22 protein-coding genes are annotated in these 20,448 nt (G+C 54.1%); 7 read left to right on the top strand and 15 right to left on the bottom strand.

The window, feature by feature from the left end:
• Positions 1 to 50 precede the first annotated feature (50 nt).
• From QY332_20045 to QY332_20030, 4 genes are all read right to left on the bottom strand, one after another.
• Positions 51 to 848, bottom strand: coding sequence for an enoyl-ACP reductase (locus QY332_20045; GenBank protein WKZ35909.1), 798 nt, complete (start codon positions 846 to 848; stop codon positions 51 to 53).
• 22 nt (positions 849 to 870) lie between these two features.
• On the bottom strand, positions 871 to 1,464 hold the full coding sequence (locus QY332_20040; GenBank protein ID WKZ35908.1) for a DNA-3-methyladenine glycosylase: 594 nt from the start codon (positions 1,462 to 1,464) through the stop codon (positions 871 to 873).
• 71 nt (positions 1,465 to 1,535) lie between these two features.
• Positions 1,536 to 2,459 (bottom strand): NAD-dependent epimerase/dehydratase family protein, encoded by a 924-nt coding sequence (locus tag QY332_20035; protein WKZ35907.1) that lies wholly within the window; start codon positions 2,457 to 2,459, stop codon positions 1,536 to 1,538.
• Between the two features lie 27 nt (positions 2,460 to 2,486).
• On the bottom strand, positions 2,487 to 4,064 hold the full coding sequence (locus QY332_20030; protein ID WKZ35906.1) for a hypothetical protein: 1,578 nt from the start codon (positions 4,062 to 4,064) through the stop codon (positions 2,487 to 2,489).
• A 215-nt stretch (positions 4,065 to 4,279) separates the two neighbouring features.
• Between QY332_20030 and QY332_20025 the strand changes: the two genes are divergently transcribed.
• Positions 4,280 to 4,492 (top strand): cold-shock protein, encoded by a 213-nt coding sequence (locus tag QY332_20025; protein WKZ35905.1) that lies wholly within the window; start codon positions 4,280 to 4,282, stop codon positions 4,490 to 4,492.
• A 71-nt stretch (positions 4,493 to 4,563) separates the two neighbouring features.
• On the opposite strand, the gene QY332_20020 is transcribed toward QY332_20025, so the two are convergent.
• The 11 genes from QY332_20020 to QY332_19970 form a co-directional block, all read right to left on the bottom strand.
• Positions 4,564 to 5,409, bottom strand: coding sequence for a hypothetical protein (locus QY332_20020; GenBank protein WKZ35904.1), 846 nt, complete (start codon positions 5,407 to 5,409; stop codon positions 4,564 to 4,566).
• An 11-nt stretch (positions 5,410 to 5,420) separates the two neighbouring features.
• A complete protein-coding gene (locus tag QY332_20015; GenBank protein WKZ35903.1) occupies positions 5,421 to 6,221 on the bottom strand; it encodes a hypothetical protein in 801 nt (266 codons plus the stop codon).
• A 107-nt stretch (positions 6,222 to 6,328) separates the two neighbouring features.
• Positions 6,329 to 7,582 carry a DEAD/DEAH box helicase gene (locus QY332_20010; protein ID WKZ35902.1) on the bottom strand — a complete coding sequence of 418 codons (1,254 nt, stop codon included), beginning with the start codon at positions 7,580 to 7,582 and terminating at the stop codon, positions 6,329 to 6,331.
• Positions 7,583 to 7,785: 203 nt separating this feature from the next.
• Positions 7,786 to 8,670: a DMT family transporter gene (locus QY332_20005; protein ID WKZ35901.1), complete on the bottom strand. Its 885-nt coding sequence runs from the start codon at positions 8,668 to 8,670 to the stop codon at positions 7,786 to 7,788.
• A gap of 43 nt (positions 8,671 to 8,713) precedes the next feature.
• Positions 8,714 to 9,313: a YiiX/YebB-like N1pC/P60 family cysteine hydrolase gene (locus QY332_20000; protein ID WKZ35900.1), complete on the bottom strand. Its 600-nt coding sequence runs from the start codon at positions 9,311 to 9,313 to the stop codon at positions 8,714 to 8,716.
• A gap of 36 nt (positions 9,314 to 9,349) precedes the next feature.
• Positions 9,350 to 10,396: a glycosyltransferase family 4 protein gene (locus tag QY332_19995; GenBank protein ID WKZ35899.1), complete on the bottom strand. Its 1,047-nt coding sequence runs from the start codon at positions 10,394 to 10,396 to the stop codon at positions 9,350 to 9,352.
• 65 nt (positions 10,397 to 10,461) lie between these two features.
• Positions 10,462 to 10,839, bottom strand: coding sequence for a 6-carboxytetrahydropterin synthase (locus QY332_19990; GenBank protein ID WKZ35898.1), 378 nt, complete (start codon positions 10,837 to 10,839; stop codon positions 10,462 to 10,464).
• A gap of 9 nt (positions 10,840 to 10,848) precedes the next feature.
• Positions 10,849 to 12,315: a potassium/proton antiporter gene (locus QY332_19985; protein ID WKZ35897.1), complete on the bottom strand. Its 1,467-nt coding sequence runs from the start codon at positions 12,313 to 12,315 to the stop codon at positions 10,849 to 10,851.
• The gene (locus QY332_19980) at positions 12,302 to 12,988 is read right to left on the bottom strand and encodes a 2-phosphosulfolactate phosphatase (GenBank protein ID WKZ35896.1); all 687 of its coding nucleotides are present in this window, start codon (positions 12,986 to 12,988) and stop codon (positions 12,302 to 12,304) included. The genes QY332_19985 and QY332_19980 overlap by 14 nt, the downstream gene beginning before the upstream one ends.
• The gene (locus tag QY332_19975) at positions 12,978 to 13,979 is read right to left on the bottom strand and encodes a zinc-binding alcohol dehydrogenase (protein WKZ35895.1); all 1,002 of its coding nucleotides are present in this window, start codon (positions 13,977 to 13,979) and stop codon (positions 12,978 to 12,980) included. Before QY332_19975 ends, QY332_19980 begins: the two co-directional genes overlap by 11 nt.
• An 86-nt stretch (positions 13,980 to 14,065) precedes the next feature.
• Positions 14,066 to 14,425, bottom strand: a complete 360-nt coding sequence (locus QY332_19970) for a PilZ domain-containing protein (protein WKZ35894.1) — start codon at positions 14,423 to 14,425, stop codon at positions 14,066 to 14,068.
• A 72-nt stretch (positions 14,426 to 14,497) separates the two neighbouring features.
• Between QY332_19970 and QY332_19965 the strand changes: the two genes are divergently transcribed.
• The 6 genes from QY332_19965 to QY332_19940 all read left to right on the top strand — a co-directional run bounded on the left by QY332_19965 (position 14,498) and on the right by QY332_19940 (position 20,411).
• Positions 14,498 to 15,223, top strand: a complete 726-nt coding sequence (locus QY332_19965) for a PIG-L family deacetylase (GenBank protein WKZ35893.1) — start codon at positions 14,498 to 14,500, stop codon at positions 15,221 to 15,223.
• A 145-nt stretch (positions 15,224 to 15,368) separates the two neighbouring features.
• The gene (gene greA, locus QY332_19960) at positions 15,369 to 15,839 is read left to right on the top strand and encodes a transcription elongation factor GreA (protein WKZ35892.1); all 471 of its coding nucleotides are present in this window, start codon (positions 15,369 to 15,371) and stop codon (positions 15,837 to 15,839) included.
• A gap of 129 nt (positions 15,840 to 15,968) precedes the next feature.
• A complete protein-coding gene (lysS, locus tag QY332_19955) occupies positions 15,969 to 17,486 on the top strand; it encodes a lysine--tRNA ligase (GenBank protein ID WKZ35891.1) in 1,518 nt (505 codons plus the stop codon).
• Positions 17,487 to 17,546: 60 nt separating this feature from the next.
• The gene (gene kynU, locus QY332_19950) at positions 17,547 to 18,881 is read left to right on the top strand and encodes a kynureninase (GenBank protein ID WKZ35890.1); all 1,335 of its coding nucleotides are present in this window, start codon (positions 17,547 to 17,549) and stop codon (positions 18,879 to 18,881) included.
• Between the two features lie 91 nt (positions 18,882 to 18,972).
• Positions 18,973 to 19,374: an SIMPL domain-containing protein gene (locus QY332_19945; GenBank protein WKZ35889.1), complete on the top strand. Its 402-nt coding sequence runs from the start codon at positions 18,973 to 18,975 to the stop codon at positions 19,372 to 19,374.
• 59 nt (positions 19,375 to 19,433) lie between these two features.
• Positions 19,434 to 20,411, top strand: a complete 978-nt coding sequence (locus QY332_19940) for an ATP-binding cassette domain-containing protein (GenBank protein ID WKZ35888.1) — start codon at positions 19,434 to 19,436, stop codon at positions 20,409 to 20,411.
• The last annotated feature ends 37 nt before the right edge of the window (positions 20,412 to 20,448 follow it).

The raw sequence follows: 20,448 nt of genomic DNA, 5'->3' as shown, positions 1-20,448 counted from the left end.
ACGCTGATTTTGTAAACCAACGCCCTTCATTTCTCACTTTTCGTTCCAATTTACCCGGATTTTTCTTCCTTCCCGCTCATCTGCACACCGACGGTATTGAAGCCCGAGTCCACATACAGTACTTCGCCTGTGATGCGCCTGGAAAGGTCGGAGGCAAGGAATACGGCCGAGTTGCCCACATCCTCAATCGTCACGTTCTCGCGCATGGGGGACATGTCTGCAAAGTGCTTGTACATGTCACGAAAGCCGCCCACGCCGGCCGCGGCCAGCGTGCGGATCGGTCCTGCCGAGATGGCGTTTACGCGAATCTTCCGTGGCCCCAGGTCATACGCCAGATATCTTGTGGATGATTCCAACGCGGCTTTTGCCACACCCATCACGTTGTAATGCGGCGCGACCTTCACCGAGCCGTAATAGGTCAGGCACATCACCGAAGCATTGGGGTTCAGGATCGGCAAAAACGCATTCGTCAAAGCGATAAAGGAAAACACGCTGATATCCATCGCGGTCTTGAATCCCTCGCGGCTGGTTTCGTGATAGGGTTTGCTCAATTCGTCGCGTCCTGCGAAGGCGATCGAATGCACCAAAACATCGATCTTCCCAAAATGTTTGGCGGCTTTTTCCGCCACCGACGCTATCTGGTCATCCCTGGTCACGTCACATTCTTCGACCCATTTGCAGTCCACCTGCGCGGCGAGCGGCTTCACACGCTTTTCAAGCATCTCGCCCGCGTAACTGATTCCCAGATTTGCACCTTCGCGTTTAAACGCCTGCGTGATTCCCCACGCGATCGAACGTTCGTTTGCCAGACCAAAAATTAAAGCATTCTTGCCATCAAGTAAACCCATCGTTCCTCCAAGTTGTATTTCGTCATTGCGAGCCACGAAGCGGTGAAGCAATGACATGGTCTTTGACCAAAAAACGCCACGGCTTGGACAGCCACGGCTCTGGCGTATTGTTTAAACCCACGCGTGTGTCAATCGTCACGCTTGAATCCGGCGTGAAAATTCCCGTCTCGATTCTTAACAGGGAGGTTGGTTCTGTCAGATCGACATTATTCTCGTTTTTAGTGATCCCCATGGCCTGTGTCAGTTTGCCCGGTCCGAACGTATCCCGCCCCTGACGGCGTTCCGCCATTACGTCAATTCCTTCCACCGGTTGTATCGCACGGATCAGCACTGCTGCAGGGAAACCCTCACGCTCCGTGACCGCGTTCAGCATCCAATGATGCCCGTACGTGAAATAGATGTAGGCGTGCCCGGGCAGGCCATACATGGGGGCGGTGCGCCTGGTCAAGCCCGCTTTTGCATGGCAGGCGAGGTCTTCTTCGCCGATGTAGGCCTCGGTTTCGGTGATTAATCCCGTCAATTTTACGTTATCCAAAATCCGCACCAGCCGCGCACCGATCAGTTCGCGGGCGACGGTCAACGTGGGGCGGTTGTAGAAGGAGCGGGGTAAAGTCATTATCGTTGGCAAGTGGAAAGGTTGGAACATTCAATTTGTGAACTTGAAAACCTTCCAACTTTCAAATGTTTTCATTTGAATCTGGGATCCCGCTGAAGGGTCAATCTCAATCCTTCTTCGAGCTTAATTGAAGGCGTAAACCGCAGTTTTTCCTTTGCAAGATTCGGATCCGCCCTCATGTGGGAGACACCGCCGGAGGTCTGGGAATTGTAGACCACGTTGGCTTTACTGCCCGTCACTTCCAACACGATACGGATTAAATCCTTGATGGATGTCTCCACTCCCGAGCCGACATTGATGACCAAACCGTTCACGTTGGGTGCCGTGGACGCCGCCACCATTGCGCTGACCACGTCATCCACATAGACGTAATCGCGGGTCTGGGCTCCATCTCCGTGAGCGACCAGTGTCCCGCCGCGCAGGGACTGGCGAAGGTAATGCGGGACTACGGGCGGATGGGATGGCGGCAGGTGTTGACCGGGTCCATAGGCGTTGAAGATGCGCAGGCTGACGGTTTCAATATTCCACAAATTGCCGATCGTACGGACGTAATACTCCGCCGAAAGTTTGGAGACGGCATAGGGGGAGCGCGGATTTGGTGTGGCAGATTCTATCAGTGTAGAGTCGCCCAGGTCGCCGTATACAGCTCCGGACGAGGCCAGAACGACGCGTTTGACTCCCACGTCACGCATGGCTTCCATCAGGGCAACCGTCCCGCCGACGTTGACATCGTTATAGTCCCGCGGATACAAAATGGATTCCTGCACCGAAACGCGGGCCGCAAGGTGATAGACCACATCCACATCCTGGAGCAGAGTCCACAGTTTGGGGCGGTCGCTGACATCCCCGCGCGTAAAGTGGACATCCGGCGCGAGCACCTTGGGGTCGCCGGTGGAGAGGTCGTCCAGTCCGCGGACTTGATGTCCCTCGCGGGCGAGGTGGTTGGCAAGAGAAGAGCCGAGGAATCCCGCGGCTCCGGTGATCAGAAAGTTCATGGTGTGATTATACTGCCTGAAAGGAGGTCATTCGCGCGAGCGGACATAATAGATGCTTCCGCTTTCACTCTGGTGGATCAATTCCAAATGCGCGAATTGTCCGAGCTCCTGCGGGGAAAGGTAATGCTTGAATTCATTGGGTTCGAACCAGATGATATACCCGGGTTTATCGTGGGGCCAGCCTTTATCCGTATTGTTGATGAATGGCAGGAGGGAGACCGGGTTGCGGGTATAAAACCAGGCGGCATCCACATAATTGCTGTAGATCAACGCGTGCGGGTGATCCTTTGCCAGTTTGATCATTTCAGCAACGACGGGTGTATCACGGAATTCACTGGAATTATAGTAGTTGTAGTTGCTGGGCTCCCCGATCTCGAGGGATCTTTGCAAATATTTTCCCATGCCAAGCAAAGGATATATTGACAACAGGGTAAAGATGGCGACCAGTGCAACTTCCGCCCGTCGGGTGGATAATTTCAAGTGCGGCAGGATGAGAGTGTCAACTGTGATCAGAAAAAGCACTGCGGCCGGCACAAGCATAATAGTGTAATAACGGTCGGAGGTCAGATCGAGGTGGTCTTTTGTGACGATGGTCAATGCAACGGCAGTGAAATATACCGCGCCGTGGAGCAGGGTTGGATACGTGGACGGCTCGATGGATTTTTGCAGCCAGGCGCGCCAATTTTCCTTTTTGTTTATCAGGAAAAGGATGAATAGTAGAATTCCCAAGGGTATCCACGGGCGTGTCAGAATCGGCATGAGCAGGGGATGATAAGGCACAAACCAGTGCAGCATCTTGGTCAGTGCGAGCATGATGTTTTTTACCACATCCGTCGCTGGGCTGCCCGTGCCGAATAATGTCCCGTAGGTCATGATATTGCGCAGGATCAGCCACCAGCCGATGGGAAGCGCGGAGAGGAATCCCAGCACAAAACTGTCACGCAGGAGGATACGGTGGGACTTCCGATTCTCGGTGAAGATCACGATCACCGCAGTGACCGCCAGCGCCATGCCGATGTAACGTTGCATGGGGGCAAGTGCGCTGAAAACGACCATCCATGCGAAGGCGCGGGTTGACCTTGTTTTGATGTATGGATGGATGGCCAGCAGAAAGCCGAGGGTCAACGTCAGGTACAGTGGGTCGGAACTGATGGTGGCGTGGATGCGCAGGGACGAGAGTGCGGTCAGCACAAAAAGACTGGCAAGGCTGGCATACAACAATTTTTTCTGAAAGATGCGGAAGAAGATCAGCCCGCTCATGAAAAGGTTCAGCCCGATCAGGAAGACGTTCAAATACCAGCCGGCGACGAATACATCCCAGCCTGTCGACAGGCTGAGACCTGCCAGGGTCATGGAATACAGCGGAGGCCAGGAAAGAAGCGGCGCGCCGAGGTGATTGACGAATCCCCTTCCATCCAGCAGGCTTTGCGCCACCGCCAGATATTTAACCGAATCGGATGCAACGCCCGCGCCATACTTGGAGGTGGTCACTCCCGCAGTGACCCATGCCATCAGGACAAGGACGGAGAGGAACATCCAATATGCGCGGGGACCGGCAAGAGAAGAGCCGGGGTCTCCCGCGGCTCGAATGGTCGAGAAGTTCATAGACCGAATATTATAATCTTAATTTTGATGCCCATTTTTGATTGACGCCCCTACTTTGGTGTGTTATAGTGACTGCCAGATAGGAAAACGGTACGTTACGTTGGTTTGAAGAACATCAACAGCTTACAGTTTGACTGTAGGCTGTTTTGTTTTGCCCTCCGATGGAACAAACAGATTTACCTACAAACTTTTTTCACTTGCCAAAGGAGGCAAAAATGTCTGATCGTATAACTGGTACAGTCAAGTGGTTCAATGGTGACAAGGGCTTCGGCTTCATCGAGCGCGAAGGCGGCGCGGACGTGTTCGTCCATTTCTCCGCCATTCAGGGTGACGGTTTCCGTAACCTGCAAGAAGGCCAGAAGGTCGAATTCACCGTCGAAAAGGGACCGAAGGGTCCACAAGCCACGAACGTAACTGTTCTGAGCTAGTCAACGAAAAAAGGAGCCCGACGCGAAAGCGTCGGGCTCCTTTTTTGATTTAAGTCTTAAATGGTCAGGAGTCAAATCGCATTCTTTGATCTTGCCTGTCTGTAAAGTCCGACAGCCACGAACAGGTAAAATGCGGCATACAATACGTTGATCGTAGCACTGCCAAAATTCGTACCCCCCGCCGGGTTTACCTCAAAGGTACCCTGCCAGACGGCCCATGTATAAAGCAGGTCTGATACGGCTGCGCAAAAAAAGCCCAGTGCGACCAGCCCCCAGGAACGGAACAGTGTGCCGTCGATCAATACCATCAGCAGGACCGCCGCAAGAAAGCCGACAATCAGATCGCCGATCGGATACAGCAGGTTGACGGTCTTTTCGAAGACCCTGGTGGTATCCGCGTCGGTATAGATGGGCAGGAGGATCATCCAGACTGCAAGGCCGAAAAGCCCCAAATACACCGCCAGACTGGCGATCTGCCAGCCTTTATTTGGGATGACCCCCAGCATGTAATATCGCAGGCCCAGGGCGAAAATCAGCGGGAAATACCCCAGGATCCAGAAGACATCCGCCATCGAGGGATAGGGCAGGGAGTTTCCTCCCCAAAGCTGGTCTGAAGACCAGATGATCTCACCCAACGCCCATAGAATCAATCCCGTTGCGATATATCCCCAGACCAGGCTTAATTTTTCGCCTCGCTCGTGTGCGCGCCACAGATGGGTGGCAAGGAAGGCTGCATAGATGGCAGCGCCGGCAACGATCAGGTCATAGATGACAAGGGCCCATAAGGGTCCGAGCAAACGGGATATCCCGGGAACATGGATCAACAGGACGATGACCGCCAGGCTGATCGCAAGGATGGCCGGCTGAAAAGGCCGATGCCTTGGGGGAATATCAACGTTGTGTTTTTGTGACATCATTTCACCTCGTTTTATTCGTCCGAAAATATCCGCAGGTCCATTTGCGAGATCAGCTCGAGCGTCCCATGCCCAATAAACTTATCGATCAGCAGCATTTCCCGTTTGACGATGCCCTTTCCGATCACATTCACCGCATAGTCCACGGCGGCACGCAACAGGCTGCGGTAGCCTTGAATATCGATATTCCTATTCGTGAATTTCAGATATCCGTTTTCCATATGGATCGGAAGAGCCATCGAATGTGCCGTATTATTGGCAACTTTTTCGAAGGCCGCTCTCGAAGCCGTACCTCCAATGCGGGCGAGCATGACTTGAAGCGCATTGAACTGGGCAACCAGATAGGATTGGGTGAAGGTCCTTGGCTCCAATGCGTTCCGCGGATTCATCTCCATTTCGACGTATGCTTTTATCACGTCCGAATGCGAGGTAATTCGTATCGCCTCATCCGGGACCGTGTTGCTCTGTGAGCCGGACTTGAGGACGAGGTCCACCCCCATGAAATCCCCGCCTTCGTCGAGGGCGGCAACCAAGGTGCTGTCATACCGGATCACATCACCCGCCCTGAAATGACGGGTGACCAGAAGATCCTCGACGATCAGTTTTTTCCTGATGGCCTCGAGCAGCTGTCTGGCAGCCGCGGCATCCATCATAAAAATTGCGTTTAAAGGCACGCCGGAGAGGATGCCGGCAGCCATATCTCCCATGCTGCGTGCAAACAGGTGATCGGAGAAAATCACATCACCGCTCGAATTGGAGAATACAAAAGATAATACAGGGTCTGGCTGGGTTTGTGAAGCGGGGTTTTGATCCATGGAGTCCATCGTGTGCAGGTCCTGTCGTGCAATATATCATAAAAATACCGGCTGGATCGCCCGGTTTTTATAATGAACAGGACAGGCAATCAGCCTGTCCTGCGAACTTACTTCTTCCTCGGCGCGAGCCTGTTCCTGCCATAACTCTTTGGGGTGTGGGCGGGCTTGGGCGGGCGGCGGGAGTCCTCGCGGGGGGCGCCTCTGCCTCGTCCGCCGGAAGCAAACCTCGGCGGGGCGGGACGCGTGTAATCGAAGTCTGCGAGTGTCTCGCGTTTGATCGGTCCTCCCATGATGCGTTCGAGAATTCGGATGATGTCATTATCTTCGGGCGTGACCAATGTGAACGCATCGCCGGTACGTTCGGCGCGGCCCGTCCTGCCGATGCGGTGGATGTAGGCGTCGGCCGTGTCCGGCATGTCGTAGTTGATAACGTGCGAAATGCTTTCGATATCCAACCCGCGCGCGGCGATGTCGGTGGCGACCATGATGGGATGCGTGCGGTCCTTGAAACCTTTGAGCGCGGCCTGGCGCTGACCCTGCGAACGGTCGCCGTGCAGACTGGTCACTTTGAAGCCCGCGCGTAAAATTTGCTGCGAAACTTTTTGCGCGCGATATTTTGTGCGCGTGAAGATCAACACCGAATTAGTGGATGTGCGTTTGAGCAGTTCGATCAGCAGTGCGGATTTCAAATGCGGCGATACGGGATACAGCGCGTGCGACACCGTGTATGCGGGGCGGCTGATTCCCATCGCGATCTTCTGCGGTTCCTTCAGGGCCTGCTTTGCAAGCAGTTCCACATCGGCGGGGAAGGTGGCGGAGAACAACATCGTCTGCCGTTTCTCCGGCACGGCTTTCACAATGCGGCGCACGTCGGGCAGAAAACCCATGTCGAACATCCTGTCGGCTTCATCGAGAACAAGGATCTCGATATTCGCCATCTTCGCATGTCCCTGCTGGATGAGGTCGAGCAGACGGCCCGGGCAGGCGACGAGGATTTCAACCCCGTTGCGCAACGCCTGGATTTGGGGATTCGCTCCGACTCCGCCGTAAATGGTTGCGCTGCGGATCTTTGTCCCCGCGGATAGAGTCTTCACCACGTCATTAATCTGCTCGGCGAGTTCGCGCGTCGGCGTAACGATGAGCGCACGCGCGACATTGCGTTGACCGGAGAGCAATTTATTTAAGATGGGCAGGACGAAGGCGGCAGTCTTGCCTGTCCCGGTCTGTGCCGTGCCGATGATATCCCGTCCGCGCAGGGCGGCGGGCATGGCGGCTTCCTGAATGGGCGTGGCCGTTTCATAGCCTGCCTTTTTGATCCCCTGCATCAGGCGGGGATCGAGTTGAAATTGATTGAAGTCCATAGATTCCTTATTCGTTTAAAACCACGAGGGATCCTAGGTATACTAGGGGGGTGTGGGATAGCGTCGCACCTCATTTGATGAGAAAGATCAACCTCATCAACAAGAATCCGCCCGTAGGGTGCGACGCAGGATTCGCGTGAAATAGCGGGTAGGCGCTACAAATTTATTATATCCCTGATATGGCTGGGGGGTAAGGCGAGTTTTCACGCGCTCGGAATTGCTTGACCATCAGGGTTTCGCAATTCGGACCGCGTCAGGATCACGACTGCCGTCAGGATCAATCCGCCGCCAAGCAGGACGATGGGCAGCAGAGTTTCTCCGAACAGCCACCCGGCGAGCAGGACGGTGACGACGGGTTCCAGTGTGGAGAGCATGGCTGCATTGGTCGGACCGATGCGCTCCAGACCTGCGAGGAAGGTGACGACAGGGATGATGGTGGCAATCACGGTGATTCCCAAAATGGCGGACCAGCCATCGTTGCTGGCAGGGAAGGTTGCGCCATTGATGAGTGTCAGTACTCCATACACCGCGCCCGCCGAGGCAAAGATCACCATGGAGGATTGCACCGCCGAGACATGCTTCATCACATTTGTGCCGACGATGATGTAGATGGAGTAGATCATCGCGGCGGCGAGGGCGAGCAGGATGCCGGTGATCTGCCCGCCACCAGGACCCACAGTGAACAATGTCCCTGCAAATGCAATGACCAGCGCGATGATCTTCACGCGGGTCAATTTTTCATGCAGGAAGATGGCGGAAAGAATTGCAACGAAGATGGGATAAAGATAGAGCAGAAGCGCAACCAGTCCAGCCGAGGCATGCTGGATGGCGGTCAGATATGAAAACGATTGCCCGACATACCCCAGGGCACCCATGCCGACGAGCTGTGCGAGAATCCGTCCGCGTGGGAAAGGCTCTCTGCGCAGGAGCAGGATCACGGTCATGAATGCGGCGGAGAATCCGAAGCGCAGAAAGAGGACGGTGAAGATGTCCATGCCGTCTGCGTAGGCGAACCTGCCGAAGATGGCGAGCGTCCCGAACGAGGCGGCGGAGATGGCGATGAACAGGATGCCGGTGAGTCGTCTCATAACGGGCGAATATATCACAATAAAAAATCCCCCCGCAGGGGAATTATGCCGGTGCCGCAATAAGTTGTACGAGGCTTTGTCTGTGTGAGAAGCCCTCCCAGATCTCCTGCGGATAAATGATGTAGTTCGTGCCTGGCAAGTGCTCCATGGCGAGACCTGTGTTGAGGTTGATGCCAACGCTTTGATAGGCCTTGTAGGCAAGCTGGCTGCAATAGAACGCATCCTCTCTTTCGGCGTTCAAGAAGTTGAGGTTATACGGCTTGCCGATCTGCGCGAGCGCATATGTTGCGATTGCTGTGCGCATGTGGATCTCTTCGTCATTCGAAATTCCCAATGCGTCCAGCGGAGAAGCGACGCCGTAAAAAGTATCGAACAAAAGTCCGCGCTGGCGCGCCATGAGTTCCGTGTTCCAATGCCCGTTCGGCATATCGAATGCGATCACGCCGCGCGCGCCCGCCTCCACACAGCGGCCATCGGGACCAATGTAAATTGCCACATGGTCAACGTCGCCCGGCACGAGCCGTCCGACCAGCCGCCAGAATTCTCCGGGCAGAATATCGGGCTTGCCGTTCATCGTGCAAATAAGATCGCCTGTTTGCACAGGCATGCCATTGATCTGATACGTGTGAATCATCGTATCCATTATACGGAAAACCCCCCCTACCGTTTCAGTCATTCATCACAAAAACGAACGCAGAAATTCACGGATCTGTCCTGCCGTCTGATCCCATTTTGGTTGACCTAGATAACGGTTCCGCGCCGCGAGACTTAACTGGATGAGAAGGTCGCGCCTCTCATTCATAATCTGGAGCTTGCCTGCCAACGAGTGAGCATCCCCCGGCTGGATGAGGAATCCAGTCGCCCCGTCCTCGATGATCTCTCCCGCCGCGCCGGCCGTCGTGCCGATGGCGGGCAGGCCAAACCCCATCCCTTCGAGGTAGACGATCCCAAAGCCTTCATAACTAGATGGGACGACGAGGACATGGGCGTTGCGCAGCTTTTCGATGAGGGGTTGGTTGCTGAGCACCCGATGAAAATGGACGATGGACGATAGATCCCTGGCTGTGACAAAATCCTGCATTTGTTTGGCATAGGCCGGATCCATATTGAGGGAGCCGACAATATCAACCTGAACAGTTGCCGGTTGATCGCTGACCGCTTTCAAAAGTGTGTGGAGTCCCTTTCGCTTGATTATGTTGCCCAGAAACAAAATCCGCAGTTCTGTTGTTTTACTTCTTTCCTCTATTTCCTCTTCCGAAATCGCTTCTCCAAACCTATCGGTAGGCGGGTACGCCACCAAGGACGGTTTTCCCCGATCCATTAATCCATTAACCATGCCCTTCGTCGTCTGTGAGTTGAAGATGAACCCATCGACGCTTTGCAGGTATTTTTTCTCAAGGATGCGATAAAGCGCATTCTTCCATTTTGGGCGGAGTTCGGAGCAGCGCAGGTGATGGACAAGGCTGACGATGGGGCAGGGATGCGGTCTGCGATTGGCGGCAATGAGCGAGGGGTGGTTGAGTTCGTCTTGAATCAGGATATCTAAATTGGAGGGAAGTTTGAATGTGAAATTATCGGTCAAATGCGCGGCGTAATTCCGCCAGGGGAGCGAGATGATCTCCACGGTGTCGCCCTGGGATCGGAGATACTCCACCAGCCTGCGGTCATACATGTACCCGCCGCTGAGCGTGTCGAGCGAGCCGTAGATAAGGAAGCCCAGTTTCATAGTTACCTGGTTTTGTAGTGGCGTAGTTTGATGGACTTCAACTGCCTGACTATAAAACTATCCAACTATCGAACTACCCGATACGCCGCCCATGCATGTTCATGCTCCCACAGCACCACTTTCAAACAAGTGGTATGTTCCGCTTTGATTCTTTCATTCAGCATGGTTGCCAAAATTCGCGCGAAATGTTCGATGGAGGGGTTCAACCCGGCGAACTCGGGCTTTTCATTGAGCATTTGCTCCTTGTAGTAGCCGACCACTTCATCGAGATGCTTTTCCACATCCACGATGTCCACAAGGTAGCCGTGCTGGTCGAGGTTTCTTCCTTCGAGTTGCAGTTCCAAAATGTAACGATGCGAGTTGGGGAAGTTTTCAGGTCCCCAGTCCCCGCCGATCAAAAAGTGACGGGCGATGAATTCCCGCCGGACTCCGAGTGTGTACATGATGCACCTCTACCTTGAGATTTTTAAATTCAATTGATGTTCCACCGATGCGAATGTTTCCTTATCCGCCAGTACGATCAACGTGTCGCCTGCATACAGGGTAACCCCGCCGCTGGGCATGATGAACTCATGCGCGCGCGCGATCAGGATGATAAGGAATTCTTGTGGGAGATACAACTCTACAATAGTCCTGCCATCAGCAGGCGAGCCTGCCGGGATGGCGAGTTCTTTTAACTCGCTCTTGAATCCGCTGATGGGGGTGAACTCTATTGGGTAGATCGGCTTTTTTACCACGGGCACATCCACGCCCAGCCATTTGGCAACGTACGGTATCGAAGCGCCCTGTACCATGGATGATGTCAGCACAACAAAGAAAATAATATTAAATATAATCTCTGCCTGCTCAAGTCCTGCAATGAGCGGATAGGTGGCAAGGATGATCGGTACCGCTCCACGAAGTCCCACCCAGGAGATGAAGAGCTTTTCCTTGAAGGTGTAGCTGGTTGGCAAAAGGGTGAGGAAGATACTGATCGGACGGGCGAGAAAGATCAGGGAGGCGGCGACCAGTAGTCCCGTAGTGATGACCGGAGGGATTTCCGATGGAAAGACCAACAGTCCGAGTGTCAGAAACATTGTGATCTGCATCAACCATGCCACACCGTCATGAAAGCGGATGACGCTGCGGCGATGCAAAAAGTCCTGATGTCCCGCGACAATCCCTGCAAGATAGACCGCGAGAAACCCGTTCCCATATAACAAATTCGTGGCGCCGTATGCAAGAAACACGATCGAAAGAGTTAAGACGGGATATAGACCATCGAAGCCGAGTTGAATGCGGTTGGCGAGAAAGACCAGGAGTTTGCCAAAGAAAAACCCGCATAGAACGCCGACGGCCATTTGTAAAACGAACACGCCGAACAGATCCGTGACCTGCAAGTTGGGTTGGGTTAACAACTGGATCATGCCAACCGTCAGGAAGACCGCCATCGGATCGTTGCTGCCTGATTCAAGTTCAAGCAGCGGGCGCAATCTGCCTTTCAACCCCAAACTTTTGGAACGCAAAATCGAAAAAACCGCCGCCGCATCGGTGGATGAAACGATCGCGCCGAGCAACAATCCCTGATAAAGAGTGAAGCCCAACAGGTATTGCGCTGTAATCCCCACGATCAGCGCTGTAATCAAAACCCCAAGGGTGGAAAGCACAACCCCGTGCTTCACCACAAAGCGCACGTCCTTCCATTCGGTATCCAGCCCGCCTGCAAAAAGAATGAGGTTCAACGCGACAATGCCGATGAATTGCGTCAGCGATGGGTCGTCGAAATAAATCCCGCCGAGTCCATCCGAACCAGCCAGCATCCCGATGGCCAAAAACAACAGAAGCGCAGGGATGCCCGAACGGTCGGACACCTTGCTAATCAACACACTGATGAGCAAAAGACCCGCGGCGATGATCAGGATCATCTCAAACGACATCATTTTCCTTCACCGCCTGCATGATGAGATGGCCATTTTCGCGTCGAATCGGCATGGCAAAATAAAAGGCATTGATGCGTGAGCAATAATCCAGATCGGATTTGGGAAATTGCGGATGGTCAGGCATGTGCTGCAACGCGTCTCGTGAGGCATATACCCGCTGGGTGAAGCTCTGCGCCTCTGTTTCCTGACCTGTGAACTGCTTCTCCAAAAATTCGGCACATGCCACATCCTCATCATTTCCCATCCCGCCTGTGATGACAAAGGTGATCTCCTCAGGTTTTCGTCGCAGGACATAATCCATCGTTGCCTGTGCGACGACAAAACTCGTCGCCAGCATCATCTCTGCGTTGACGCAACGCACAGCACCCTGTGTCCCCGCCCCTGTGCGTTGGACAAGTGTGATGCCCGTCAAGTCATGTTCAAGGATGCGGGTGGGGGAATTGCCGAAGTCGAAGCCTGCGGGCGGAAGCCCGCCCACTTCACCCATGGCTTTTGCGTTCGGAAGTTTGGATGTCAAGTCAAGTGCTTCCTGCACTCCGCTGACAAGGTGAATCTTCTTCGCACCGCGCGAGAAGGCATAGGCGGCAGTGGAGAATGCGCGCAGCACGTCGATGATGAGGACGATGCCTCCTGCGGTATGGCAGGTATCGAGGGTGGAGTAATTATATTTCATACGTAAAAATTACCTGTATCGTCTCCTGTGGACGTTCATCCAGCAGTTGATATGCCTTCCCGGCGTCATTGAGCGAAAAACGATGCGTGATCCACTTCTCAGGCTGGATGCGTTCCAGGGCCCTCCACGCCACGTCGAATCGACGAGACTTGTCCCAGCGCCCGCTCAGTTCTGGTGAGATCGTGCTGACCTGCGAAGCGACCAACCTGATGCGCGAGCGGTGGAATGCGCCGCCGAGGTCGATCTCTGCGCGCTTCTGCCCATACCACGAGCCGATGACGATCCGTCCGCTGAAGGCAGTATGTTCGATGGCATCGTTCAGCGCGGAGGGGGAACCGCTCAATTCAAATGTCAAGTCGTTTGGGTCGCAAGTCGCAAGTCGCAAGTCGGCTGGTGGCATCCTTTTGACTTGTGACCCGAAACCTGTGTCATCCAGCGCATTCATCCGCAGCTCAAATTGATCCACGACCATCAACCTTTCCAGCGGGAACTCGCCCAATAATGAAGCCGTCAGCAAGCCCACCACTCCCTGTCCTAAAACCAAAACGCGTTCCCCTAAAATGGGAGCACCGTCCTGCACGAGATTGACCCCTGTTTCCATGTTGTGAAGGAAACAGGCATTTTCGGGAGATACTTTATCGGGAATAGGGAATAAAGATCCGGTCTTTGCAACAAAATGTGACGTATGCGGCTGGAATGCAAATACCAATCTATTTTTCCATTCTCTATGAATCGACCTGCCAATTTCCATCACTTTCCCCACACACGCATACCCATATGCCAGCGGATACATCAACTCACTGCTGACCGCATCATGCACGTCGGTCAACTGCGGAAACTGACCGCGATAGACCAGCATCTCCGTCCCCGCGCTGATGGCGGAGCAGATGGTTTCCACCAGCACTTCGTCATCTTTCAGTGCAGGCAGAATCGTCTTGCGAACCTCCACTTTTTGAGGCGCGATAAAAAAAAGCGTTTTCGCATTTTGCATGGACGAAGTTTAACATAAAAGTGACAGTCATTTTTCGGCTGTCACCCTGGTTTTGATGGGAGCTGCTTCTGTCCCGGAGTTGGCGGCTACTGCCGCAACTCGCGGTGGAACTCGTAATTATGAATGACGGATTCGATCATCGTCTTTTGCGCCTCGGTCACTTCCTTGAATTCAAAGCCAACATTGTAAAACTGCGGACTCAGATCATGCTCACACCACACCACGCGCGCTGGCAGGGTTAGGCGCCGGGTTTTTACATGGGGCAGTTCGGGCAATTCGATGGCAAGCGTGATATCGGTATTCACCTGCATGGTATCCTCGGAAATCGCCATTGCCCCTTTCAATGTCAAATCCCCAAGATATCCGATTCGGGAACCTCCATACAAGTCATAGACCTGTGTGTAGGCAGCCAGACCCTTGCGTTCCTGTTTGCGCCGTTCCTTCATTACACCTCGTTATCCATAGTGTACACGGACTGATCATTAAAATTCATTGCCTTTTTATGGTAAAACTGCCTGATGCGCTGGATATACATTTCCCCCCATCTCGATGATGCCGTGCTTTCCGCCGGTGGATTGATATACGAGCAGACCCGCGCAGGGGACCAGGTTGAAATCTGGACACTCTTGTGCGGCTCTCCGACAGACCAAGAACTGTCCTCTTTTGCCCAGGTGCTTCATTACAGTTGGGGCATTTCAGACACGGCCGAACTCATCCGCGCGCGCCGCGCCGAGGACTCCCAGGCCTGCAAGCTTGTTGGCGCAACTCCCGTCCACTTTGATTTTCTTGACTGTATTTACCGCCGCGGAAAAAATGGCGAATGGCTGTATGGGGATATCTACGCCGCGGTACATGAGGACGAGGCGGATTTTCCTGCCCGAATCGCAGAAGCCGTATCCACGCGTCTCCAACCGACCGACCAACTGGCCTGCCAGCTTGGGCTGGGTTCACACGTGGACCATGTTCTTGTCCGGCGTGCCGTGGATTTGCTCCAGCGTCCCACGCTGTATTATGCTGATATTCCCTATTTTTTCAAATCACCCGAGACACTCGGTCTGCACACGGCTGGGATGAAGGAAAATGCCTATGCGGTGGGCGAGGCAGGTCTATGGTCCTGGCAGGAGGCGGTTGCTGCATATACATCCCAGATCGAAAGTCTGTTTGATAGTCCAGAGGCGATGCGCGGGCAAATCCAGCAATATTGTTCGGAAAATGGCGGAATCCGTCTCTGGTCTTCTGACTAGACAAATTTCTCATGCTTTTGGGGCTTGAATCTCGTTTTGAATCATGATATAGTAAGCGCACCTTTCCGGCCATGCCACCGGAAATTTTTAATCGCTTGCATCTCTGAATCAGAGATGCAAAATTCTATTAGTGCAGGACAATACTATGCCAACCAATTTCCTTACCAAAGAGGGCTTTCAGAAGCTTCAAGAGGAACTGGATCATCTACGTACGACCAAACGCATGGAGGTGGCCGCAAGGCTGCATGAGGCGATGGAAGGCGGGGAATTGATCGAAAACGCAGAATATGAGGCCGCCAAGAATGAGCAGGCTTTTGTGGAGGGTCGCATTCAGGAACTGGAGCTTTTGCTTGCCACAGCCCAGATTATCGAAGAGAACGGCAAAGGCAAGAAGAGCGATGTCATTCAGGTCGGTTCCAAGGTAACCATCAAAGAAGGCAACTTTGAGGCTGAAACCTTCGCCATCGTGGGCGCGGCGGAAGCCAACCCGCGCGAAGGTAAAATTTCAAACGAGTCGCCGATCGGCAAATCCATTTTGGGTCACAAGGTAGGTGATATCGTGAAAGTGGAAACCCCCGGCGGCACCTACAATGTGAAGATCCTCAAAGTCGGCTAGGAACAGGACGCGCAACCATTCGCCCCGCGTCCAATTTGCATTGGAGGCGGGGCTTTTTTTATTTTGTTACCCTCACCACCCCCATCCCCTACCCTTCCCCCAAGTGGGGGAAGGGAGTTAAGGAAGACCATGGCAGAATACAATTCCCTTGAAAAAATCCGTTTGCAGAAGATCGAAGAACTGCGAGCCGAAGGCATCAACCCATATCCCACTCGCGCCACCCGCACACATACCAGTGTCCAGGCGATTGTGGAATTTGAAACAGGCGAAGCCAGTAATGTCGAAGTAAAAGCCGCGCTGGCGGGGCGTATCCGCTCTATGCGCCCCAAGGGAAAGCTGACTTTCGCGCATATCGAGGATGGTGACGGTAAACTGCAGTTATTCCTGCGTGTGAACGAGCTGGGTGCGGATCGCCTTGAGTTTTTCAACAGGATGTTCGACCTTGGCGATTTCATGGAAGCAACAGGCGTGATGTTCCGCACCAAGGCGGGGGAGGTCTCGCTTCATGTCCACGACTTCAAACTGCTCGCCAAATCCATCACCCCTCTCCCCGCGGACAAGGACGTAACCAAGGAGGACGGCACGGTCGTCCGCTATGCCACGCTGGAAGATCCTGAAATCCGCGCCCGCCAGCGTTATGCGGACCTGGCGGTCAACCCTGATGTGCGTGAGACCTTCCGCAAACGCGCTTCTTTGATCAAATCCCTGCGGACCTTCCTCGATGACCATGGTTTTTTGGAAGTCGAAACACCCATCCTGCAGCCGTTGTACGGCGGCGCGGCGGCGCGTCCGTTCACGACCCATCACAACGAACTCGACCAGGATATGTACCTGCGCATCTCGTTCGAGTTATATCTCAAACGGCTGCTCGTGGGCAATCTGGAAAAGGTCTATGAGATCGGGCGTGACTTTCGCAATGAGGGTGTTTCGTTCAAGCACAACCCCGAGTTCACGCAATTGGAATTCTATTGGGCATACGCGGATTATTTGCAGGTGATGGAACTCACCGAGCAGATGGTCTCGTATGCCGCCGAGCAGGTGACCGGCTCCACCAGGGTCAAATATGGCGAGCATGAACTGGAGTTCAAGCCGCCGTGGAAACGCCTCGAGATGCGGCAGGGCATTCTTGAAACCAGCGGCATCGACATTGCCGAGCACAAAACAGCCGAGGCGTTATTTAAAGCCATTAAGGAGAAACAGCCCAAGGCGGCGCCTGACCCGAAGTCCACGCGCGGCAAGTTGATCGATTTCCTACTGAGCGAGTTCCTCGAACCGACACTCATCCAGCCGACTTTCCTGTTTAACTACCCGCGCGATATTTCACCGCTGGCAAAATCCCTGCCCGGCGACCCGCTCACCGTGGAAAGGTTCGAAGGATACGTGGCGGGATTTGAGTTGTGCAACGCCTTTACCGAGTTGAACGACCCGCTCGACCAGGAACAGCGCTTTCTCGAAATGGGACGCGACTACGAAGCTGATGATGCAGAGAAACATCCGCTGGATGAGGATTACCTGCGCGCCATGCGCTACGGCATGCCGCCCAACGGCGGCTTCGGCATGGGCGTGGATCGCCTGACGATGGTTTTTACGAACAAACATTCCATCCGTGAGGTTTTGTTATTTCCCGCCCTGCGCAAGGAGGAGTAGAATCACTGGCACAGCCTCAAGCTGTGCCAGTTTCATAATTTCTTGAAAAGGAAACACCCGATGCCCTTCTCCGCCTCCCGCGACTTCGCCCTTCAGCTTGATGCCCAAGATAACCTCGCCTCTTTCAAAGAGGCGTTTGTGATACCAGACCCCACCCTGGTCTACTTTGACGGCAATTCGCTCGGCATGATGCCCAAAGCCGCGCAGGAAAAGTCCCGCCAAATTGTGGATGAACAATGGGGCGTAGACCTCATCCGCGGCTGGAACAAAGGCTGGTGGGAAGCTCCCGCCCGCATCGGTGACAAGATCGGCAGAATCATCGGCGCAGCAGCAGGTCAAACTCTTGTCGGCGATACCGTCTCGCTCAATCTTTTCAAACTCGCCACCTCCGCGCTCACGTTTCAGCCAAACAAAACCCGCATCATCACCGACACCTTCAACTTCCCGTCTGATCTTTATATTCTTCAAGGAATTACTAATTTACTTGGTGGTCGAGTAGACGGCAGTGGGTTTCGATACGCAACGAACGCTACTCAACCACCGCCGTCGTATCGAGACCACGAAATCATCCGTATTGGCGCCAGCGACAACGACATCACCCCCGACCTCGCCGCGCTCGAAGCTGCCATCGACGAAAACACCGCGCTCGTCACACTCTCGCATGTCGTCTTCAAAAGCGGCTACATGTACGACATGCGCCGTATCACCGAACTCGCCCATGCCAAAGGCGCGCTCGTGCTCTGGGATCTCAGCCACTCCGTCGGCTCTGTCCCCGTCCACCTCGACGCTTGCAAGGCAGACTTCGCCATCGGCTGCACCTACAAATACCTCAACGGCGGTCCCGGCGCGCCCGCCTTCCTCTACGTCAACAAAGCCATTCAGGAGAAACTCACCTCGCCCATCTGGGGTTGGTGGGGGCAAAAGAATCCCTTCGACTTCGATCTTGACCATCAACCCGCCCCCGGCGCACAACGTTTCATGGTCGGCACACAGCCGATGATCTCCATGCTGATCATGGAAGCCGCCCTCGAACCGACTCTGCAAGCTGGTATGGATGCACTCCGAGAAAAATCCATCCTGATGACGGACTACGCTTCTTTCTTAACCGAAGGCTGGCTCGTCCCCTTCGGCTTTTCGCTCGGCTCCCCAGCGGATTCTGCCATGCGCGGCTCGCACATCTCGATTCGTCATCCCGAAGGCTACCGCATCAACCGCGCCCTGATCGAAGAGATGAACGTCATCCCCGACTTCCGCGCGCCCGATAACATCCGTTTGGGATTTGCGCCGTTGTATATTTCCTTTGCGGATATATGGGAAGGTTTTGATAGAATCAGGCGTGTGATGGAAGAGAAACGTTACGAGAAATATCCAAAACAAAAATTGGCGGTGACGTAAAATATGGAGTCAGGCAGCTTGCTGCCGTTTTCTCGAACAGCGAGCTGTTCGAATCCAAAAAGAAGAAACCTGCAACACAAACCCGACTACCATGAAAATCTCCGCATCCTACAGAGAGGAAATCTTTGCCACACACGCCGACCTGCATGTGACGGTCAAAGGCGCATCCATCCTCAGCGGAGCGGAGGCGATGAAAAAAGCCAAAGAGGTGAACCAACTCGTCGAAGCGCGGGAGCGGATGTTGACGATGGTCATCGAGAAGGCGAAAGCCAAGGCGAAAAAGGCGGCGGCGTCGCTGGGTGTGAAGTTGCTCGGCGTGTATGATTTCATCGAGAATGCGTATGACGAGGAAGCACCGATGCCATATCTCGCGCAGTCGATGCCCAGGGCTCGCGCGGCTGCGGCCCCCGAACCGAGTTTGGGGATGGATGTTCAGCACAACAAGACCATCCATGTGAGTGTGGATGTCTGGTATCGTGTTTCGGCGTTTTAAGCTCTGGAAAATTTGTTCTATTAATGATAAAATCTCTCCTTCGCAAGGAGAGATTTTTTATGTCCCCTACAATTACCGTCCAACAATTGAGCAAGACCTATCAAGTGCCTGAGCGCGAAGGCGGGTTTGGCGCGGCGGTTCGCGGATTTTTCAACCGCAAATACAAGGATGTGAAGGCGGTCCAACAGGTGGATTTCACCATCGAACGCGGCGAGGTCGTCGGCTTTCTCGGTCCGAACGGCGCGGGCAAGACCACCACGCTCAAAATGCTTTCCGGTTTGCTGCATCCAACAGGCGGCAAAGCGGAGGTGCTTGGCTTCACACCGTGGGACCTTAAGCCCGAGTATTTGTGTTCAATGACGCTTGTCATGGGGCAGCGCAACCGCCTTTCGTGGGACATCCCTGCGGCGGATTCGTTTCTGCTGAATCAGGCGATTTACCGCATTCCCGACGACGAATACAAAAAAACCTACAAGGAACTGGACGAATTGCTCGAACTGGAACCGCTAATGAAAAAACCTGTCCGCAATCTTTCCCTGGGCGAGCGGATGAAGTGTGAGATCGCGGCGGGACTCCTGCACCGTCCCCGTGTTTTGTTTTTGGACGAGCCGACCATCGGTCTCGACCTCACGGGGCAGGCGCGCATCCGCGAATTCATCCAGGAATACAACCAACGCACGGGCGCGACCGTCCTGCTCACCAGCCATTACATGGCGGATGTGACCGCGCTGTGCGAGCGCATTATCATCATCCATCACGGTCAGCTTAAATATGACGGCGGCATCAATACGCTTTCGAAGAAGATCGCGCCGTTCAAATTGATCGGCATTGCGCTTGCCGAGGCAGATTCGCATGATCTCTCCTGGTATGGCGAACCCGTTCAACACGAAGAGGACTGGGAGAAGCGCTACATACAGGTCAAGGCGGAGGATGTGACGCGCGTCACTTCCCGACTTTTGGCTGACCTGCCCATCCACGACATCACTATCACCGATCCGCCCATCGAGGATGTCATCAAGCAGGCGTTCAATCAATGATTATCCGTCGTTGCGAGGAGGAGCGGGGCGACGACGA

It is taken from the genome of Anaerolineales bacterium, assembly GCA_030583885.1.
In the GTDB taxonomy this organism is placed as follows: Bacteria; Chloroflexota; Anaerolineae; order Anaerolineales; family Villigracilaceae; genus Villigracilis.
Note: the sequence above shows the minus strand (reverse complement) of the source record. Positions and strands in the feature narration are given on the sequence as shown.

Bases quoted from the DNA above. Each gene is read 5' to 3' on its own strand.
- QY332_19980 (WKZ35896.1), bottom strand. From the start codon at position 12,988: ATGAAATATAATTACTCCACCCTCGATACCTGCCATACCGCAGGAGGC.
- QY332_19985 (WKZ35897.1), bottom strand. From the start codon at position 12,315: ATGATGTCGTTTGAGATGATCCTGATCATCGCCGCGGGTCTTTTGCTC.
- QY332_20030 (WKZ35906.1), bottom strand. From the start codon at position 4,064: ATGAACTTCTCGACCATTCGAGCCGCGGGAGACCCCGGCTCTTCTCTT.
- QY332_20020 (WKZ35904.1), bottom strand. From the start codon at position 5,409: ATGATGTCACAAAAACACAACGTTGATATTCCCCCAAGGCATCGGCCT.
- QY332_19995 (WKZ35899.1), bottom strand. From the start codon at position 10,396: ATGAAACTGGGCTTCCTTATCTACGGCTCGCTCGACACGCTCAGCGGC.
- QY332_20005 (WKZ35901.1), bottom strand. From the start codon at position 8,670: ATGAGACGACTCACCGGCATCCTGTTCATCGCCATCTCCGCCGCCTCG.
- QY332_19990 (WKZ35898.1), bottom strand. From the start codon at position 10,839: ATGTACACACTCGGAGTCCGGCGGGAATTCATCGCCCGTCACTTTTTG.
- QY332_20045 (WKZ35909.1), bottom strand. From the start codon at position 848: ATGGGTTTACTTGATGGCAAGAATGCTTTAATTTTTGGTCTGGCAAAC.
- QY332_20040 (WKZ35908.1), bottom strand. From the start codon at position 1,464: ATGACTTTACCCCGCTCCTTCTACAACCGCCCCACGTTGACCGTCGCC.
- QY332_19970 (WKZ35894.1), bottom strand. From the start codon at position 14,425: ATGAAGGAACGGCGCAAACAGGAACGCAAGGGTCTGGCTGCCTACACA.
- QY332_20025 (WKZ35905.1), top strand. From the start codon at position 4,280: ATGTCTGATCGTATAACTGGTACAGTCAAGTGGTTCAATGGTGACAAG.
- QY332_19940 (WKZ35888.1), top strand. From the start codon at position 19,434: ATGTCCCCTACAATTACCGTCCAACAATTGAGCAAGACCTATCAAGTG.
- QY332_20015 (WKZ35903.1), bottom strand. From the start codon at position 6,221: ATGGATCAAAACCCCGCTTCACAAACCCAGCCAGACCCTGTATTATCT.
- lysS (WKZ35891.1), top strand. From the start codon at position 15,969: ATGGCAGAATACAATTCCCTTGAAAAAATCCGTTTGCAGAAGATCGAA.
- QY332_19965 (WKZ35893.1), top strand. From the start codon at position 14,498: ATGCGCTGGATATACATTTCCCCCCATCTCGATGATGCCGTGCTTTCC.
- QY332_19975 (WKZ35895.1), bottom strand. From the start codon at position 13,979: ATGCAAAATGCGAAAACGCTTTTTTTTATCGCGCCTCAAAAAGTGGAG.
- kynU (WKZ35890.1), top strand. From the start codon at position 17,547: ATGCCCTTCTCCGCCTCCCGCGACTTCGCCCTTCAGCTTGATGCCCAA.
- greA (WKZ35892.1), top strand. From the start codon at position 15,369: ATGCCAACCAATTTCCTTACCAAAGAGGGCTTTCAGAAGCTTCAAGAG.
- QY332_20010 (WKZ35902.1), bottom strand. From the start codon at position 7,582: ATGGACTTCAATCAATTTCAACTCGATCCCCGCCTGATGCAGGGGATC.
- QY332_20035 (WKZ35907.1), bottom strand. From the start codon at position 2,459: ATGAACTTTCTGATCACCGGAGCCGCGGGATTCCTCGGCTCTTCTCTT.
- QY332_19945 (WKZ35889.1), top strand. From the start codon at position 18,973: ATGAAAATCTCCGCATCCTACAGAGAGGAAATCTTTGCCACACACGCC.
- QY332_20000 (WKZ35900.1), bottom strand. From the start codon at position 9,313: ATGGATACGATGATTCACACGTATCAGATCAATGGCATGCCTGTGCAA.